The sequence below is a fragment of the Salmonella sp. SSDFZ54 genome, from assembly GCF_004010735.1.
GTDB classification, from domain to species: Bacteria; Pseudomonadota; Gammaproteobacteria; order Enterobacterales; family Enterobacteriaceae; genus Salmonella; species Salmonella enterica.
In genome coordinates this window covers 587,049-604,825 of sequence record NZ_CP034819.1, presented here as the reverse complement: position 1 = coordinate 604,825, position 17,777 = coordinate 587,049, and the positions used below count along the sequence as shown (strand labels likewise).

At 51.9% G+C, this 17,777-nt stretch carries 12 protein-coding genes, 1 tRNA gene, 3 rRNA genes and 1 other annotated feature; of the genes, 10 read left to right on the top strand and 6 right to left on the bottom strand.

The genetic code is table 11. The features are described from left to right. Nucleotides 1-8: 8 nt before the first annotated feature. The gene (locus tag EOS97_RS02840) at nt 9-917 is read left to right on the top strand and encodes an SMP-30/gluconolactonase/LRE family protein (RefSeq protein ID WP_000210993.1); all 909 of its coding nucleotides are present in this window, start codon (nt 9-11) and stop codon (nt 915-917) included. Here EOS97_RS02840 and pheA read toward each other — a convergent pair. The 4 genes from pheA to bamD form a co-directional block, all read right to left on the bottom strand. Then, nucleotides 878-2,038: a bifunctional chorismate mutase/prephenate dehydratase gene (pheA, locus tag EOS97_RS02835; RefSeq protein WP_000200080.1), complete on the bottom strand. Its 1,161-nt coding sequence runs from the start codon at nt 2,036-2,038 to the stop codon at nt 878-880. The genes EOS97_RS02840 and pheA overlap by 40 nt on opposite strands. Nucleotides 2,039-2,060: 22 nt before the next feature. Further along, nucleotides 2,061-2,186 (bottom strand) — a sequence feature (Phe leader region). Continuing rightward, complete coding sequence (gene pheL / locus EOS97_RS02830; protein WP_010989056.1) at nt 2,138-2,185, bottom strand: pheA operon leader peptide PheL; 48 nt, start codon at nt 2,183-2,185, stop codon at nt 2,138-2,140. (Overlaps the previous feature by 48 nt.) A gap of 102 nt (nt 2,187-2,288) precedes the next feature. Next, nucleotides 2,289-2,627, bottom strand: coding sequence for a ribosome-associated translation inhibitor RaiA (gene raiA / locus EOS97_RS02825; protein WP_000178449.1), 339 nt, complete (start codon nt 2,625-2,627; stop codon nt 2,289-2,291). Between the two features lie 271 nt (nt 2,628-2,898). Continuing rightward, the gene (gene bamD / locus EOS97_RS02820; protein ID WP_000197660.1) at nt 2,899-3,636 is read right to left on the bottom strand and encodes an outer membrane protein assembly factor BamD; all 738 of its coding nucleotides are present in this window, start codon (nt 3,634-3,636) and stop codon (nt 2,899-2,901) included. A 131-nt stretch (nt 3,637-3,767) separates the two neighbouring features. Between bamD and rluD the strand changes: the two genes are divergently transcribed. The 9 genes from rluD to EOS97_RS02770 all read left to right on the top strand — a co-directional run bounded on the left by rluD (nt 3,768) and on the right by EOS97_RS02770 (nt 16,034). Next, entirely contained in the window at nt 3,768-4,748 is a 981-nt protein-coding gene (rluD, locus tag EOS97_RS02815) for a 23S rRNA pseudouridine(1911/1915/1917) synthase RluD (RefSeq protein WP_000079130.1), read from the top strand. Continuing rightward, entirely contained in the window at nt 4,745-5,476 is a 732-nt protein-coding gene (gene yfiH, locus EOS97_RS02810) for a purine nucleoside phosphorylase YfiH (protein WP_127836112.1), read from the top strand. The genes rluD and yfiH overlap by 4 nt, the downstream gene beginning before the upstream one ends. Nucleotides 5,477-5,605: 129 nt before the next feature. Then, a complete protein-coding gene (gene clpB, locus EOS97_RS02805; RefSeq protein WP_001235092.1) occupies nt 5,606-8,179 on the top strand; it encodes an ATP-dependent chaperone ClpB in 2,574 nt (857 codons plus the stop codon). A 453-nt stretch (nt 8,180-8,632) separates the two neighbouring features. Next, a 16S ribosomal RNA gene (locus EOS97_RS02800) occupies nt 8,633-10,174 on the top strand. 85 nt (nt 10,175-10,259) lie between these two features. Beyond that, a tRNA-Glu gene (locus tag EOS97_RS02795) sits at nt 10,260-10,335 on the top strand. A gap of 232 nt (nt 10,336-10,567) precedes the next feature. Further along, nucleotides 10,568-13,474 (top strand): 23S ribosomal RNA (locus tag EOS97_RS02790). 197 nt (nt 13,475-13,671) lie between these two features. Beyond that, nucleotides 13,672-13,787: ribosomal RNA gene (gene rrf / locus EOS97_RS02785) — 5S ribosomal RNA — on the top strand. The 16S, 23S and 5S rRNA genes sit together here with 1 tRNA gene alongside, the layout of an rRNA operon. Nucleotides 13,788-14,173: 386 nt before the next feature. Continuing rightward, a complete protein-coding gene (locus tag EOS97_RS02775; RefSeq protein ID WP_000985653.1) occupies nt 14,174-14,629 on the top strand; it encodes a DUF4385 domain-containing protein in 456 nt (151 codons plus the stop codon). A gap of 103 nt (nt 14,630-14,732) precedes the next feature. Continuing rightward, nucleotides 14,733-16,034, top strand: a complete 1,302-nt coding sequence (locus tag EOS97_RS02770) for an MFS transporter (protein WP_000807818.1) — start codon at nt 14,733-14,735, stop codon at nt 16,032-16,034. Here EOS97_RS02770 and EOS97_RS02765 read toward each other — a convergent pair. Both EOS97_RS02765 and pssA read right to left on the bottom strand, forming a co-directional pair. After that, nucleotides 16,031-16,354 carry a YfiM family lipoprotein gene (locus EOS97_RS02765; RefSeq protein WP_001264467.1) on the bottom strand — a complete coding sequence of 108 codons (324 nt, stop codon included), beginning with the start codon at nt 16,352-16,354 and terminating at the stop codon, nt 16,031-16,033. The genes EOS97_RS02770 and EOS97_RS02765 overlap by 4 nt on opposite strands. A gap of 42 nt (nt 16,355-16,396) precedes the next feature. Then, nucleotides 16,397-17,752, bottom strand: coding sequence for a CDP-diacylglycerol--serine O-phosphatidyltransferase (gene pssA, locus EOS97_RS02760; protein WP_000949286.1), 1,356 nt, complete (start codon nt 17,750-17,752; stop codon nt 16,397-16,399). Nucleotides 17,753-17,777 lie beyond the last annotated feature (25 nt).

Sequence of the window (17,777 nt, the reverse complement as noted above, 5' to 3'; positions counted from 1 at the left end):
GAACCGTTATGACTACGCCGCACGTTTTATTTGATTATGTCGGACATCTACCAGAATGCCCCACATGGAGCGAGGATGAAAGCGCGCTGTATTGGACCGATATCCTGGAACAGGAGATCCATCGTTACCATCCGGCGAGCGGGACGCATAGCGTGCTGGCGTTTCCGGAAGAGGTGGGCTGTTTTGCCTTGCGTGAGCAGGGCGGATTTATTGTGGCCATGCGTCATGCTATCTGGCTGGCCGATAAAAATGGATTATTGCAGCGTAAGGTTTGCGACAATCCCTCTAATACGAAACTGGCGCGTTTCAACGATGGCGGCACTGATGGCGATGGACGTTTTTATGCCGGAACGTTCTGGGCGCCAGGTGACTATAATGGCGCGTTGCTGATGCGGATCGATCATGACCTGACGGCAAAAGTGATCCAGTGCGATATCCAGGGACACAACGGCCTGGCGTTCAGCCCGAATAACCAGTGGATGTATACCTCCGATACGCCGAATGGCGTGATATACCGCACGTTACTTGATAAGCATGGCGAACCGGGCAAGCGTGAACTTTTTCGCCATTTTGGCGAAGGAGAAGGACTTCCCGACGGCGCGGCGATGGATAGCGAAGGGTGCTACTGGAGCGCGATGTTTGACGGCTGGCGCGTGGCGCGTTTCTCACCGCAAGGAGAGCAGCTGGAAGAGTACCGGTTGCCGGTACGTTGTCCGACGATGGTTTGCTTTGGCGGCGCAGATATGAAAACGCTGTTTATTACAACTACCAGAGAAAATATGTCTGCTCAGGAAGTGGCGGATTATCCGCTCTCCGGCGCCATCTTCACCCTGCAGGTAGCCGTCGCAGGGATGAAGAAAAGCCGTTTTATTGAACGTCAGGCAGGTTCTACCGGCACGACGTTTTCGCTGGGATAGCAGCCAAGCACTTTCATTGAGCGCGTGATCTCGCCCAGCTCTTTTAGCGCGCTTTGCATTACCTGCGACTCCAGGTTCGCCTGAATATCGAGATAAAACATCTCTTCCCACGGATTGCCGTGAATGGGGCGCGACTCCAGTTTCGTCATGATGAGATTGTGGTTACGCAGCACCAGCAGCGCTTCGACCAGCGCGCCAGCTTGCTGCCCGGTGGCTATTAACAGAGTGGTTTTTGCCGGAACCTGATCGGAAACATTAATGGCTTTGCGCGCCAGTACCAGAAAGCGGGTGATATTCTGCGTCTGGTTTGCGGCGATGCGTTCCAGCACCTGTAAACCGTGCAACATGCCGCCTGCCTCGCTGCCGAGCGCCGCGACGCGCGGAGAGTTTGCCTGCGCGACTTTTTCCATCGCTGCCGACGTACTCTCGGTATAGTCAATTTTCCAGTGCGGATAGCGGCTCAAAAATTTACTGCACTGCTGGAACGGCTGCGGATGGCTGTACACCGTTTCGATGGTATTCAGATCCGTAGCGCCGGAAACCAGTACGCAGTGATCGATAGTGACGGTCATCTCACCGACAATCGACAGACTGGTGTGTTGCAATAAGTCGTACACATCGTTGATAGCGCCGGAGCTGGTGTTCTCTATCGGAACCACGGCGTAATCGGCCTGGCCGGTTTCGACCTGATGAAAAATATCGGTGAATTTTGCGCAACCGCTCTCAATAAATTGCTCAAAATGGCGTGCGGCATACTGGCGCGCCGCGAGATGAGAATAGGAGCCTTTCGGCCCAAGAAACGCAATACGTGCCGAATGAGGGTGAGTATTATTCAGATGTTGTTGCAACAGCGCCTGCTGAGTAAGCACGGAGTCTTCAATGATAAGCTGGAACAGACGGGTAATGTAGTGTGCGTCGAGATGGTGGGCTTTACCGAGATGGATGAGCCTGTCCAGCAGCGCGCGTTCACGATCGATATCCCGAACCGGACGATGCGACAGTAGTTTTGCTTGTCCCACTTCAATCGCCAGCGCGCGTCGTTTTGCCAGTAAGGCCAGTAACTCTTCGTCTAAAGCGCTGATTTTATCTCGCAGCGCCAGTAATGGGTTTTCCGATGTCATAGTGTTGCCTTTTTTGTTATCAATAAAAAAGGCCTCCCGGTGGGGGAGGCCTTCTTGTTCGTCTTCGCATTCTTTATCACATGACGAAACGCCTCCCGGTCAGGGGAAGATAAAAAAGAATGCGAAGAAAAACCGGGTTAGCTTCATAACTGTTTCCTTTGTGTACGTAAGTACAGTACCCGTACTGTTTTAATCCTGTCAACAAAAAACGCGCCCGAAGGCGCGTTGGCGATACACTCAATGTAAGGGACTACTCTTCTTCTGCTTCGACGAAGCTGGCATCTTTCACCGATGCGGTGGCACGACGGGCTTCGCCTTTGTGCTGCACTTTATTGAGCTGCCGTTCCAGCTTGTTGATCAATTCATTAATAGCGGTGTACATATCTTCGTGTTTTGCGCTGGCGACCAGATGTCCGTTCGGTGTATTAATGGTGGCGTCAGCAATAAAGCCCTGTGGCTCTTTAGACAGAATGATATGAGGATTAATCAGGTGAGTTTGCCATTTTTCCAGTTTGGCGAGACGGTCTGCGACATGTTGGCGAATTGCCGGAGTAATTTCCATTTGTTTACTGGTAATGTTCATTGTCATAAATTTTACCTCTTGTCTTTCCCGTCTTGGTGATTCCAGCATACCGTTCTTAATGTCAAAATGTGTGATGTAAATCACATTATTTTGTCACTTTTTGTCAAGGCGAACTTTTTGTGAGGCATCGCAGGAAGAAGCGATCTTTTACTTGAGGAATGGCTGAAAGCAGGCCATATTTGACTGGATGCGTTGCAGTGAAATCATTTCTGTTGCATCAGATATCGAATAAAAAAACGGCAGCCGGAAGGCTGCCGTTTTGCTTGTTGGTATTGCTTCAGGTGTTTTTGCTGTTAGCGGCAATAATTTTCGCGACTTTGTCAGCCTGCGCATTCAGCTGCATCTGACGATAGGCGTTTTCCATCAGCGGCAACGCATCGCGCGTGGCCTGCGTATCAGGATAATTGCGTAGCATACCTTCTACCCGGTTTACGACCGCAACCCATGCGCCGCGCGCGGTATAGTACTCTGCGACGGAATATTCATATTTCGCCAGACGGTCTTTCAGGAATACCAGACGCTTAGTGGCGTCGGTGGTGTACTGGCTATTAGGATAGCTGCGTACCAGTTTCGAAAAGTCATTGAACGCCGCCCGCGCATGTTGCGGATCGCGATCGCTGCGATCGACGCCAAAGAAACCCTGCAGCGCGCTATCATCCAGCGCCATGTTCGTCAGGCCGCGCATGTACATGACATAGTCAATATTAGGGTGCGTTGGATTAAGACGCATAAAACGATCGATGGCGGCCTGCGCTAGCGGCAAATCGGCGTTTTTGTAATAGGCGTAGATAAGATCCAACTGCACCTGCTGAGAATACGGTCCGAATGGATAACGATTATCTAACGCTTCCAATTGCGTTATTGCCTGTTTCCAGTTACCGTCCTGCAGCTTTTGCTGAGCAGTCGCGTAGATTTCATTCGGCGGATTATCGGGCACCTCTTCCTTTGAACCCGAGCAACCCGCCAGAAACAGGCTCAACGTGGCTGCTGCCACCAGATATTTCATGCGCGTCATGACGTTTTGACTTTCCTCAAAATGTTTTACGGGAGATTCTCTGTTCCTGCTCCCGGTTAAGACCAGCTACAATAGCACACTATATTAAACGGCAAAGCCGTAAAACCCAACGTTAAACGAAGAAGCTGTATATGGCACAACGAGTACAACTCACCGCAACGGTCTCCGAAAACCAACTCGGTCAACGCTTAGATCAGGCTTTGGCCGAAATGTTCCCGGATTATTCACGTTCGCGTATAAAAGAATGGATTTTGAATCAGCGCGTGTTGGTCAATGGTCAACTTTGCGATAAGCCAAAAGAAAAAGTGTTAGGCGGCGAGCGGGTGGCTATTGATGCGGAGATCGACGAAGAGATTCGTTTTGAAGCGCAGGATATCCCGTTAGATATTGTTTATGAAGATGACGATATTCTGGTTATCAACAAACCACGCGATCTGGTGGTACATCCTGGCGCGGGTAACCCGGACGGTACGGTACTGAATGCGTTGCTACATTATTATCCGCCGATTGCGGATGTCCCGCGCGCGGGCATTGTGCATCGTCTGGATAAGGACACGACGGGGCTGATGGTGGTGGCCAAAACCGTTCCGGCGCAAACGCGCCTGGTGGAGTCTTTGCAGCTGCGCGAGATCACCCGCGAATATGAAGCGGTCGCGATCGGACATATGACGGCGGGAGGAACGGTGAATGAACCCATCAGTCGTCACCCGACCAAACGTACCCATATGTCGGTGCATCCCATGGGCAAACCGGCGGTGACCCACTACCGCATTATGGAACATTTCCGTGTGCACACGCGTCTTAGGTTGCGTCTGGAGACCGGGCGTACGCACCAGATCCGCGTGCATATGGCGCATATTACGCACCCGTTAGTGGGCGATCAGGTCTACGGTGGTCGTCCACGTCCACCGAAAGGCGCATCGGAAGAGTTTATTTCCACTCTGCGTAAGTTTGACCGCCAGGCGCTTCATGCAACGATGCTGCGTCTCTACCATCCTGTATCGGGTATCGAAATGGAGTGGCACGCGCCGATTCCACAAGATATGGTGGACCTTATCGATGCGATGCGCGCCGATTTCGAAGATCATAAAGATGATGTGGACTGGTTATGAATGCACTGATTGTCCCGCAGTGGCCGCTGCCGAAAGGCGTCGCAGCCTGTAGTTCTACCCGTATTGGCGGGGTGAGTTTACCGCCTTACGACTCGCTGAATCTGGGCGCGCATTGCGGCGATAACCCTGAGCATGTTGAAGAGAACCGCAAGCGTCTGTTTGCGGCGGGCAATCTGCCTTCGAAACCTGTCTGGCTTGAACAGGCTCACGGTAAAAATGTGTTGAGGCTTACCGGGGAACCTTATGCCTCCAAACGTGCGGATGCGTCTTACAGCAATACGCCAGGAACCGTCTGCGCGGTAATGACGGCAGACTGCCTGCCTGTGCTATTCTGTAACCGTGAGGGAACAGAAGTGGCGGCGGCTCATGCGGGCTGGCGCGGATTATGTGAAGGCGTACTGGAGGAAACTGTCACCTGCTTTGCTGACAAACCAGAAAATATCATCGCCTGGTTAGGTCCGGCGATCGGCCCGACCGCGTTTGAAGTGGGGCCGGAAGTGCGTGACGCATTTTTAGCAAAAGATGCGCAAGCCGATAGCGCATTTTTGCCGCACGGGGAAAAATTTCTGGCGGATATTTATCAGCTTGCACGCCAACGTCTGGCGAATACCGGCGTTGAACATGTCTATGGCGGGGATCGCTGCACCTTTAGCGAAAGTGAGACTTTCTTCTCTTATCGTCGCGACAAGACGACAGGTCGTATGGCAAGTTTTATTTGGCTGATATAACCTAAAGAATCAAGACGATCCGGTACGGGTAACTTTCTTTTCACATAATTCAGGTCATTCACCTTGAATAATTGAGGGATGACCTCATTTAATCTCCAGTAGCAATTTTGACCTGTTATGGGAGGAGTTATGCGTCTGGATCGTCTTACTAACAAATTCCAGCTTGCTCTTGCCGATGCCCAGTCGCTCGCGCTGGGGCACGACAACCAATTCATCGAACCTCTTCATTTAATGAGCGCCTTGCTGAACCAGGAAGGGGGATCGATACGTCCTTTATTAACCTCCGCCGGCATTAATGCTGGCCAGTTGCGCACCGCTATCGATCAGGCGCTGAGCCGTTTACCGCAGGTGGAAGGCACCGGCGGCGACGTACAGCCTTCTTCGGAACTGGTACGCGTACTGAACCTTTGCGACAAGCTGGCGCAAAAACGGGGGGACAATTTTATTTCGTCAGAGCTGTTTGTTCTGGCGGCGCTTGAGTCTCGCGGCACGTTAACCGATCTGCTGAAATCAGCTGGTGCGACCACGGCCAATATCACTCAGGCAATTGAACAGATGCGCGGAGGTGAAAGCGTGAACGATCAAGGGGCTGAAGACCAACGTCAGGCCTTGAAAAAATATACCGTCGATCTGACCGAGCGGGCTGAACAAGGTAAGCTTGACCCGGTAATTGGTCGTGATGAAGAAATTCGCCGTACCATTCAGGTACTGCAACGTCGTACTAAAAACAACCCGGTGTTAATCGGTGAGCCGGGCGTAGGTAAAACGGCAATTGTTGAAGGGCTGGCGCAGCGCATTATTAATGGTGAAGTTCCTGAAGGCTTAAAAGGCCGCCGCGTACTGGCGTTGGATATGGGCGCGCTGGTGGCGGGGGCGAAATATCGCGGCGAATTTGAAGAGCGTCTGAAAGGCGTGCTGAACGATCTGGCAAAACAGGAAGGCAACGTCATCCTGTTTATCGATGAGCTGCACACCATGGTTGGCGCAGGTAAGGCCGATGGCGCCATGGACGCCGGGAATATGCTGAAACCGGCGCTGGCGCGTGGTGAACTGCACTGTGTGGGCGCCACCACGCTGGATGAATACCGTCAGTACATTGAAAAAGACGCGGCGCTGGAACGTCGTTTTCAAAAAGTGTTTGTCGCAGAACCTTCAGTGGAAGACACCATTGCTATTCTGCGTGGCCTGAAAGAACGTTACGAGCTGCACCACCATGTGCAGATCACTGACCCGGCGATTGTGGCGGCGGCAACATTGTCTCATCGCTATATCGCCGACCGTCAGTTGCCGGATAAAGCTATCGACCTCATCGATGAAGCGGCATCCAGCATTCGTATGCAGATTGACTCTAAGCCGGAGGAGCTGGACAGGCTCGACCGCCGCATTATTCAGCTCAAACTGGAACAGCAGGCGTTGATGAAAGAGTCTGACGAGGCGAGTAAAAAACGTCTCGATATGCTCAACGAAGAACTGGACGACAAAGAGCGCCAGTATTCTGAGCTGGAAGAAGAGTGGAAAGCGGAAAAAGCGTCGCTCTCAGGTACGCAAACTATTAAAGCGGAGCTGGAGCAGGCGAAGATTGCCATCGAGCAGGCGCGTCGCGTTGGCGACCTGGCGCGAATGTCTGAACTGCAGTACGGCAAAATTCCGGAGCTGGAAAAACAGTTGGAAGCCGCGACCCAGTCGGAAGGTAAAACCATGCGTCTGTTACGTAACAAAGTAACGGATGCGGAAATTGCCGAAGTGCTGGCGCGCTGGACCGGTATTCCGGTTGCCAGAATGCTGGAAGGCGAACGTGAAAAACTGTTGCGTATGGAACAAGAGTTACACAGCCGTGTGATCGGGCAGAATGAAGCCGTTGAAGCAGTATCGAACGCCATACGTCGTAGCCGCGCGGGGCTGTCCGATCCGAACCGTCCGATTGGTTCCTTCCTGTTCCTTGGGCCGACGGGGGTCGGTAAAACCGAACTGTGTAAAGCGCTGGCTAACTTTATGTTCGACAGCGACGACGCGATGGTGCGTATCGACATGTCTGAGTTTATGGAGAAACACTCCGTGTCTCGTTTGGTCGGGGCGCCTCCGGGATATGTCGGCTATGAAGAAGGCGGTTATTTGACGGAAGCGGTGCGCCGTCGCCCTTATTCCGTCATCTTGTTGGATGAAGTGGAAAAAGCGCATCCGGATGTATTCAACATTCTGTTGCAGGTGCTGGACGACGGTCGACTGACTGACGGGCAGGGGAGAACGGTCGACTTCCGTAATACGGTGGTCATTATGACTTCTAACCTCGGTTCCGATCTCATTCAGGAGCGCTTTGGCGAACTGGATTACGGTCGAATGAAAGAGATGGTGCTGGGTGTGGTTAGCCAAAACTTCCGTCCGGAATTTATCAACCGTATTGATGAAGTTGTGGTATTCCATCCGTTAGGTGAACAACACATCGCTTCTATTGCTCAGATCCAGCTGCAGCGTCTATACAAACGTCTGGAAGAACGTGGTTATGAAATCCATATCTCCGACGAGGCGCTGAAACTGTTGAGCGCCAACGGTTACGATCCGGTCTACGGGGCGCGTCCGTTAAAACGTGCTATTCAACAGCAGATCGAAAACCCACTGGCGCAGCAAATCCTGTCTGGTGAACTGGTTCCTGGCAAAGTGATTCGCCTTGAAGCCAATGATGATCGTATTGTGGCAGTGCAGTAAGTCACAAATTTGAATAAAACGGGCCCTGACGGGCTCGTTTTTGTTTAAAAACCAGGCGAAAATAGGCTTTTGGTTCAAATGTTGTTTGAAAAGTGAACGGTTGAGCTTTTTTTTGCATTTAGGTCTTGTCAGGCTCTAATAACTCCCTATAATGCGCCACCACTGACACGGAACAACGGCATACAGGCCGCCGGGTCAGAAAGGCTTCGTTAAGAAGTCTGTGAGGAAAGCGAAAATAAAGGCTTGACTCAAAAAGAGGAAAGCGTAATATACGCCACCTCGCAACGGTGAGCGAAAGCCGCGTTGCACTGCTCTTTAACAATTTATCAGACAATCTGTGTGGGCACTCGAAGATACGGATTCTTGACGTCGCAAGACGAAAAATGAATAACAAGTCTCAAGAGTGAACACGTAATTCATTACGAAGTTTAATTCATTGAGCATCAAACTTTTAAATTGAAGAGTTTGATCATGGCTCAGATTGAACGCTGGCGGCAGGCCTAACACATGCAAGTCGAACGGTAACAGGAAGCAGCTTGCTGCTTCGCTGACGAGTGGCGGACGGGTGAGTAATGTCTGGGAAACTGCCTGATGGAGGGGGATAACTACTGGAAACGGTGGCTAATACCGCATAACGTCGCAAGACCAAAGAGGGGGACCTTCGGGCCTCTTGCCATCAGATGTGCCCAGATGGGATTAGCTTGTTGGTGAGGTAACGGCTCACCAAGGCAACGATCCCTAGCTGGTCTGAGAGGATGACCAGCCACACTGGAACTGAGACACGGTCCAGACTCCTACGGGAGGCAGCAGTGGGGAATATTGCACAATGGGCGCAAGCCTGATGCAGCCATGCCGCGTGTATGAAGAAGGCCTTCGGGTTGTAAAGTACTTTCAGCGGGGAGGAAGGTGTTGTGGTTAATAACCGCAGCAATTGACGTTACCCGCAGAAGAAGCACCGGCTAACTCCGTGCCAGCAGCCGCGGTAATACGGAGGGTGCAAGCGTTAATCGGAATTACTGGGCGTAAAGCGCACGCAGGCGGTCTGTCAAGTCGGATGTGAAATCCCCGGGCTCAACCTGGGAACTGCATTCGAAACTGGCAGGCTTGAGTCTTGTAGAGGGGGGTAGAATTCCAGGTGTAGCGGTGAAATGCGTAGAGATCTGGAGGAATACCGGTGGCGAAGGCGGCCCCCTGGACAAAGACTGACGCTCAGGTGCGAAAGCGTGGGGAGCAAACAGGATTAGATACCCTGGTAGTCCACGCCGTAAACGATGTCTACTTGGAGGTTGTGCCCTTGAGGCGTGGCTTCCGGAGCTAACGCGTTAAGTAGACCGCCTGGGGAGTACGGCCGCAAGGTTAAAACTCAAATGAATTGACGGGGGCCCGCACAAGCGGTGGAGCATGTGGTTTAATTCGATGCAACGCGAAGAACCTTACCTGGTCTTGACATCCACGGAAGTTTTCAGAGATGAGAATGTGCCTTCGGGAACCGTGAGACAGGTGCTGCATGGCTGTCGTCAGCTCGTGTTGTGAAATGTTGGGTTAAGTCCCGCAACGAGCGCAACCCTTATCCTTTGTTGCCAGCGATTAGGTCGGGAACTCAAAGGAGACTGCCAGTGATAAACTGGAGGAAGGTGGGGATGACGTCAAGTCATCATGGCCCTTACGACCAGGGCTACACACGTGCTACAATGGCGCATACAAAGAGAAGCGACCTCGCGAGAGCAAGCGGACCTCATAAAGTGCGTCGTAGTCCGGATTGGAGTCTGCAACTCGACTCCATGAAGTCGGAATCGCTAGTAATCGTGGATCAGAATGCCACGGTGAATACGTTCCCGGGCCTTGTACACACCGCCCGTCACACCATGGGAGTGGGTTGCAAAAGAAGTAGGTAGCTTAACCTTCGGGAGGGCGCTTACCACTTTGTGATTCATGACTGGGGTGAAGTCGTAACAAGGTAACCGTAGGGGAACCTGCGGTTGGATCACCTCCTTACCTGAAAGAAGCGTACTTTGCAGTGCTCACACAGATTGTCTGATAGAAAGTAAAAAGCAAGGCGTCTTGCGAAGCAGACTGATACGTCCCCTTCGTCTAGAGGCCCAGGACACCGCCCTTTCACGGCGGTAACAGGGGTTCGAATCCCCTAGGGGACGCCAGCGTTCAAACTGATGAGGTCAAACCTCCAGGGGACGCCACTTGCTGGTTTGTGAGTGAAAGTCACCTGCCTTAATATCTCAAAACTGACTTACGAGTCACGTTTGAGATATTTGCTCTTTAAAAATCTGGATCAAGCTGAAAATTGAAACACAGAACAACGAAAGTTGTTCGTGAGTCTCTCAAATTTTCGCAACACGATGATGAATCGTAAGAAACATCTTCGGGTTGTGAGGTTAAGCGACTAAGCGTACACGGTGGATGCCCTGGCAGTCAGAGGCGATGAAGGACGTGCTAATCTGCGATAAGCGCCGGTAAGGTGATATGAACCGTTATAACCGGCGATTTCCGAATGGGGAAACCCAGTGTGATTCGTCACACTATCATTAACTGAATCCATAGGTTAATGAGGCGAACCGGGGGAACTGAAACATCTAAGTACCCCGAGGAAAAGAAATCAACCGAGATTCCCCCAGTAGCGGCGAGCGAACGGGGAGGAGCCCAGAGCCTGAATCAGCATGTGTGTTAGTGGAAGCGTCTGGAAAGGCGCGCGATACAGGGTGACAGCCCCGTACACAAAAGCGCATGTGCTGTGAGCTCGATGAGTAGGGCGGGACACGTGGTATCCTGTCTGAATATGGGGGGACCATCCTCCAAGGCTAAATACTCCTGACTGACCGATAGTGAACCAGTACCGTGAGGGAAAGGCGAAAAGAACCCCGGCGAGGGGAGTGAAAAAGAACCTGAAACCGTGTACGTACAAGCAGTGGGAGCACAGGTTTACCTGTGTGACTGCGTACCTTTTGTATAATGGGTCAGCGACTTATATTCTGTAGCAAGGTTAACCGAATAGGGGAGCCGGAGGGAAACCGAGTCTTAATTGGGCGTTAAGTTGCAGGGTATAGACCCGAAACCCGGTGATCTAGCCATGGGCAGGTTGAAGGTTGGGTAACACTAACTGGAGGACCGAACCGACTAATGTTGAAAAATTAGCGGATGACCTGTGGCTGGGGGTGAAAGGCCAATCAAACCGGGAGATAGCTGGTTCTCCCCGAAAGCTATTTAGGTAGCGCCTCGTGAATTCATCTCCGGGGGTAGAGCACTGTTTCGGCTAGGGGGCCATCCCGGCTTACCAACCCGATGCAAACTGCGAATACCGGAGAATGTTATCACGGGAGACACGCGGCGGGTGCTAACGTCCGTCGTGAAGAGGGAAACAACCCAGACCGCCAGCTAAGGTCCCAAAGTCATGGTTAAGTGGGAAACGATGTGGGAAGGCCCAGACAGCCAGGATGTTGGCTTAGAAGCAGCCATCATTTAAAGAAAGCGTAATAGCTCACTGGTCGAGTCGGCCTGCGCGGAAGATGTAACGGGGCTAAACCATGCACCGAAGCTGCGGCAGCGACACTGTGTGTTGTTGGGTAGGGGAGCGTTCTGTAAGCCTGCGAAGGTGGCCTGTGAGGGTTGCTGGAGGTATCAGAAGTGCGAATGCTGACATAAGTAACGATAAAGCGGGTGAAAAGCCCGCTCGCCGGAAGACCAAGGGTTCCTGTCCAACGTTAATCGGGGCAGGGTGAGTCGACCCCTAAGGCGAGGCCGAAAGGCGTAGTCGATGGGAAACGGGTTAATATTCCCGTACTTGGTGTTACTGCGAAGGGGGGACGGAGAAGGCTATGTTGGCCGGGCGACGGTTGTCCCGGTTTAAGCGTGTAGGTGTGTGTTCCAGGTAAATCCGGTTCACTTTAACACTGAGGCGTGACGACGAGGCACTACGGTGCTGAAGCAACAAATGCCCTGCTTCCAGGAAAAGCCTCTAAGCATCAGGTAACATCAAATCGTACCCCAAACCGACACAGGTGGTCAGGTAGAGAATACCAAGGCGCTTGAGAGAACTCGGGTGAAGGAACTAGGCAAAATGGTGCCGTAACTTCGGGAGAAGGCACGCTGACACGTAGGTGAAGTGATTTACTCATGGAGCTGAAGTCAGTCGAAGATACCAGCTGGCTGCAACTGTTTATTAAAAACACAGCACTGTGCAAACACGAAAGTGGACGTATACGGTGTGACGCCTGCCCGGTGCCGGAAGGTTAATTGATGGGGTCAGCGCAAGCGAAGCTCCTGATCGAAGCCCCGGTAAACGGCGGCCGTAACTATAACGGTCCTAAGGTAGCGAAATTCCTTGTCGGGTAAGTTCCGACCTGCACGAATGGCGTAATGATGGCCAGGCTGTCTCCACCCGAGACTCAGTGAAATTGAACTCGCTGTGAAGATGCAGTGTACCCGCGGCAAGACGGAAAGACCCCGTGAACCTTTACTATAGCTTGACACTGAACATTGAGCCTTGATGTGTAGGATAGGTGGGAGGCTTTGAAGTGTGGACGCCAGTCTGCATGGAGCCGACCTTGAAATACCACCCTTTAATGTTTGATGTTCTAACGTGGACCCGTAATCCGGGTTGCGGACAGTGTCTGGTGGGTAGTTTGACTGGGGCGGTCTCCTCCTAAAGAGTAACGGAGGAGCACGAAGGTTGGCTAATCCTGGTCGGACATCAGGAGGTTAGTGCAATGGCATAAGCCAGCTTGACTGCGAGCGTGACGGCGCGAGCAGGTGCGAAAGCAGGTCATAGTGATCCGGTGGTTCTGAATGGAAGGGCCATCGCTCAACGGATAAAAGGTACTCCGGGGATAACAGGCTGATACCGCCCAAGAGTTCATATCGACGGCGGTGTTTGGCACCTCGATGTCGGCTCATCACATCCTGGGGCTGAAGTAGGTCCCAAGGGTATGGCTGTTCGCCATTTAAAGTGGTACGCGAGCTGGGTTTAGAACGTCGTGAGACAGTTCGGTCCCTATCTGCCGTGGGCGCTGGAGAACTGAGGGGGGCTGCTCCTAGTACGAGAGGACCGGAGTGGACGCATCACTGGTGTTCGGGTTGTCATGCCAATGGCACTGCCCGGTAGCTAAATGCGGAAGAGATAAGTGCTGAAAGCATCTAAGCACGAAACTTGCCCCGAGATGAGTTCTCCCTGAGACTTAGAGTCTCCTGAAGGAACGTTGAAGACGACGACGTTGATAGGCCGGGTGTGTAAGCGCAGCGATGCGTTGAGCTAACCGGTACTAATGAACCGTGAGGCTTAACCTTACAACGCCAAAGATGTTTTGGCGGATGAGAGATGATTTTCAGCACTGATTCAGAGTTGAGTACGCAATAATTTGCGCAGCAGCAAGGCGGCAAGCGAAGGAAAGGAAGGAGCATACAGAAGTATGTGACTGACTTTACGAGCGCGGGCAACGCCGCTGATGCGATAAAGAATTGCGTACAGAGCACAAAAGAATTTGCCTGGCGGCACTAGCGCGGTGGTCCCACCTGACCCCATGCCGAACTCAGAAGTGAAACGCCGTAGCGCCGATGGTAGTGTGGGGTCTCCCCATGCGAGAGTAGGGAACTGCCAGGCATCAAATTAAGCAAAAGGCTCAGTCGAAAGACAGGGCCTTTTGTTTTATCTGTAGTCTGTCGGTGAGCACTCGTTGCGCAGCAACGGCCCGTAGGGTGGCGGGCAGGACGCCCGCCATAAACTGCCAGGCATCAGACAAGTGAAGAAGCCCGTCCGTCAGGATGGGCTTTTTTGCGTGTGTGGTAACTGTAAAAATGTAGGCCTGATAAGCGCAGCGCCATCAGGCAACCGGCACCGCCGGATGGCAGCTTCGCCTTATCCGGCCCACAGCAATTATTCCGCCTACGAAGTTGGTGCTCTTGTAGAACTGATAAGAGCACAACCCACCCAATCGTTAACGATGAACTATCCTTTACACGTGCTTATATAAGCAGTGAGGATTTTCATTGGCTATCAAACCTTTTAACTACCAGCAGGACTTTTCCAGCATCGACTTCCGCCAGCAGCCTGAATTGTATCAGGTTGGACGAGGCGAGCAGGGGGTGCTACTGGTTGAACCCTACAAAAGCGAAATTCTTCCTTTCTGGCGCTATAAAGATGAAGCATCGGCGATGAAATCCGCAGAGCAGATCTACCAGTTGTTCGAAGCTTACCGGCAGCAGGATGATTTCGTTGGTATGGACATGGCGCGTAAATTTATTCAGATGGGATACACCCGCGCCAGGCGATACGCTAACTATAAAGGCGGTAAAAAGTATGCAGAAGACGGCAGCCTGAATACACGGGGTAATGATCCTATTAAGGCCGCGGCGGCAACGGTTTTCAAAGGTTGGTGGGATAAAATCCGTCAGGACGAAGACTATCTGAAACGGAAACGCCAGCATCAGGCACGGTGGGGATAAAAATTAGCAAACAAATAATTAACACTTTATTTACTTTTTGGTCTCGCGTAATCTGAATCTCCAAAATAAAAGGCCGATTAAGCCTGGCAACAAGGAGAACAGTATGGCAGAAATTATTCAGCGTATAGATAAAAACAACGCTGAGGCTCCGGAGATGCGGCGACGCATATGGGCTATCGTGGGGGCCTCTTCCGGAAACTTAGTGGAATGGTTTGATTTCTACGTCTACTCTTTCTGCTCGCTCTATTTTGCACATATCTTCTTTCCTTCTGGTAATACCACTACTCAGCTTTTGCAAACGGCAGGCGTCTTTGCCGCCGGTTTTTTAATGCGGCCTATCGGTGGTTGGCTGTTTGGACGCATTGCCGATCGACGCGGGCGCAAAGCCTCAATGTTGATTTCGGTGTGCATGATGTGCATGGGGTCGCTGGTGATTGCCTGCTTACCTGGTTACGATACCATCGGCACCTGGGCGCCGGCGCTGCTACTTATTGCAAGGTTATTTCAGGGGCTCTCGGTAGGGGGAGAGTATGGGACCAGCGCGACATATATGAGTGAAGTTGCGCTTGAAGGTCGTAAGGGATTTTTCGCCTCGTTTCAGTACGTTACGCTTATCGGTGGCCAACTACTGGCATTGCTGGTCGTTGTGATTTTGCAGCAGGTTCTGGAAGATGCTGAACTTCGTGCCTGGGGATGGCGTATTCCCTTTGCGCTGGGCGCCGTGCTGGCGGTTGTGGCGTTATGGCTACGTCGCCAACTGGATGAAACCTCGAAGCATGAGACTCGCGCATTAAAAGAAGCCGGTTCGTTGAAAGGTTTGTGGCGTAATCGCAAAGCCTTTTTGATGGTGCTTGGTTTCACCGCGGCAGGCTCGCTGTGTTTTTATACTTTCACCACCTATATGCAGAAATATCTGGTAAATACAGCAGGTATGCATGCCAATGTCGCCAGCGGCATTATGACGGTCGCGCTGTGTGTTTTCATGTTGGTACAGCCGTTATTCGGCGCGTTATCCGATAAGATTGGCAGGCGCACTTCTATGCTATGTTTTGGCGCGCTCGCGACGCTTTTCACCGTTCCAATTCTCTCCGCGTTGCAGAATGTGACGTCGCCTTATGCCGCATTTGCTTTAGTGATGTGCGCGCTATTGATTGTGAGTTTCTATACCTCGATTAGCGGGATCCTGAAAGCGGAGATGTTTCCGGCGCAGGTTCGCGCCCTGGGCGTCGGTTTATCCTATGCGGTAGCAAATGCGTTATTTGGCGGCTCTGCGGAATATGTCGCGCTGTCGCTAAAATCTGTCGGTATGGAGAGTTCGTTCTTCTGGTATGTTACCGCGATGGCCGTTCTGGCTTTCCTGGTTTCGCTGATGTTGCACCGTAAAGGAAAGGGCTTGCGCCTTTAGTATCGCGCCATTTGCCAGATAGCGTAACCGGTTGTCGCGCCAGCGACATCCCAGACAAAATCTTTCCAGCTCCAGCCGCTGCCTTCCGGGCGGCTGTCCCAGAGTTCTTTTGAGGCTCCGAGACTCAAAGAAAACATCAGCCCTATCGCTGCGCTGCGGTCAGGGCTTACTCCCTGGTGACGCGCATACTCATTACCGGCTGCCGATAGCATCGCTGATGCCATAAAATGCTGGGCTTTATCCTGACCGCTCCAGTGGTCGTTAGCCAGATGGCTGCACCCGGAGAGAAACAACACCGCAAAAGGAATCAACACGCGCACGCTCACTCCTAAGAGAAAACCCCGTACAGGACGGGGCTTCGATTACAGGATACGGCTAATTAATCTGTCGATGCGGATCCGACGCAGGCGGCGAATCAATTTACGCACTTTTATCGGATAGTCGGCAATGCTCTGCAGGTCACGATAATGTTTTACGATGGTTGTGTGCGTTCGGATAAGTTCCAGCTCTTTTTCCCGCTGAGGGGCAAGCTCCTGCTTAGGATCGTGGATCAGAATGGCGTTTTCCAGATCCAGACGCCAGGCGCGAGGATTCAGATTGTTGCCGGTGAGTAGCATCCATTTATCATCTACCCACATCCCTTTCAAATGATAGGTATTGTCGTCATCTTTCCACAGACGCACCACAAGCTGATCGGTATTGACGTAATACTGTAAACGGCTCAGGAAGCGGCGCAGGTTAATCTCATAGAGATAGGGCAGCGCGCCAATGATCTTGAACGGTTCATCTTCCGGAATGTAAAAATCATTCGCGGTTTTATCGCCAACAATGATTTCGACTTTCTTTCCGTCGCGCAGTAGCTGAATAATATTCCGCACCAGTACCGCTGGTAGATTGAAGTAAGGGGTACAAATGGTGAGCTTATGCTCCGCACAGGGCATGAGATGGAAAATGGTTTTGTTCAGCAGACTGGATTTGCCAAGCCCGACCAGCGGCGTAACGGAGAGTTGCTCGTCATTAGCGTCACCCTGAAAATGATATGACGCATCACGCAGCTCCTGACGGTATAAGCGGATATCGTTTTTAATCTCCGGGCTTTTCGGACGCTGGGTATTATCCAGACGATTCACACCACGGCCATTCATCAGATTTTGCGTCACCCAGTCAAACATGATGTCTGCCATTTGCCGATTGCGAATCAGCTGGTAGCGATCGTAGCGATATTTGTCATGCTGATGGAGATAGACATCGTTCAGGCTGGCGCCGCTGTACAGGACGCTATCATCAATGATAAAGCCTTTAAAATGCAGTACGCCAAGCGCTTCTCGCGTATTAATCGGTACGCCGTAAACCGGGACATCAATGCCGGGGTTTTCCTGCGCCAGTCGGCAATACCAGTCTGCATTGGTATTCGAGGCCGCTGCGCCAATGCGCCCGCGTTGCGCGCGATGCCAGTCGACCAGCACCCTCACGTCCAGTTCAGGACGCTGCCGTTTAGCCGCATAGAGCGCGTCGAGTATACCTTTACCCCCATCGTCCTGTTCCAGATACAGGGCAACGATACAAATACGCTGCGTCGCGCTGGCGATTTTCTCCAGCAGTGTCTCCCGAAAAGTAGCAGGAGTATAAAAGAAATCTACATCATCAACTGACTGAGAAATCTTAGGGAGTTGGGCAAGGTGTTGTTGATGTTTATTACGCTTAAATTTTGACAACATCACAGTGCATTTCTTCTCTGTTCAT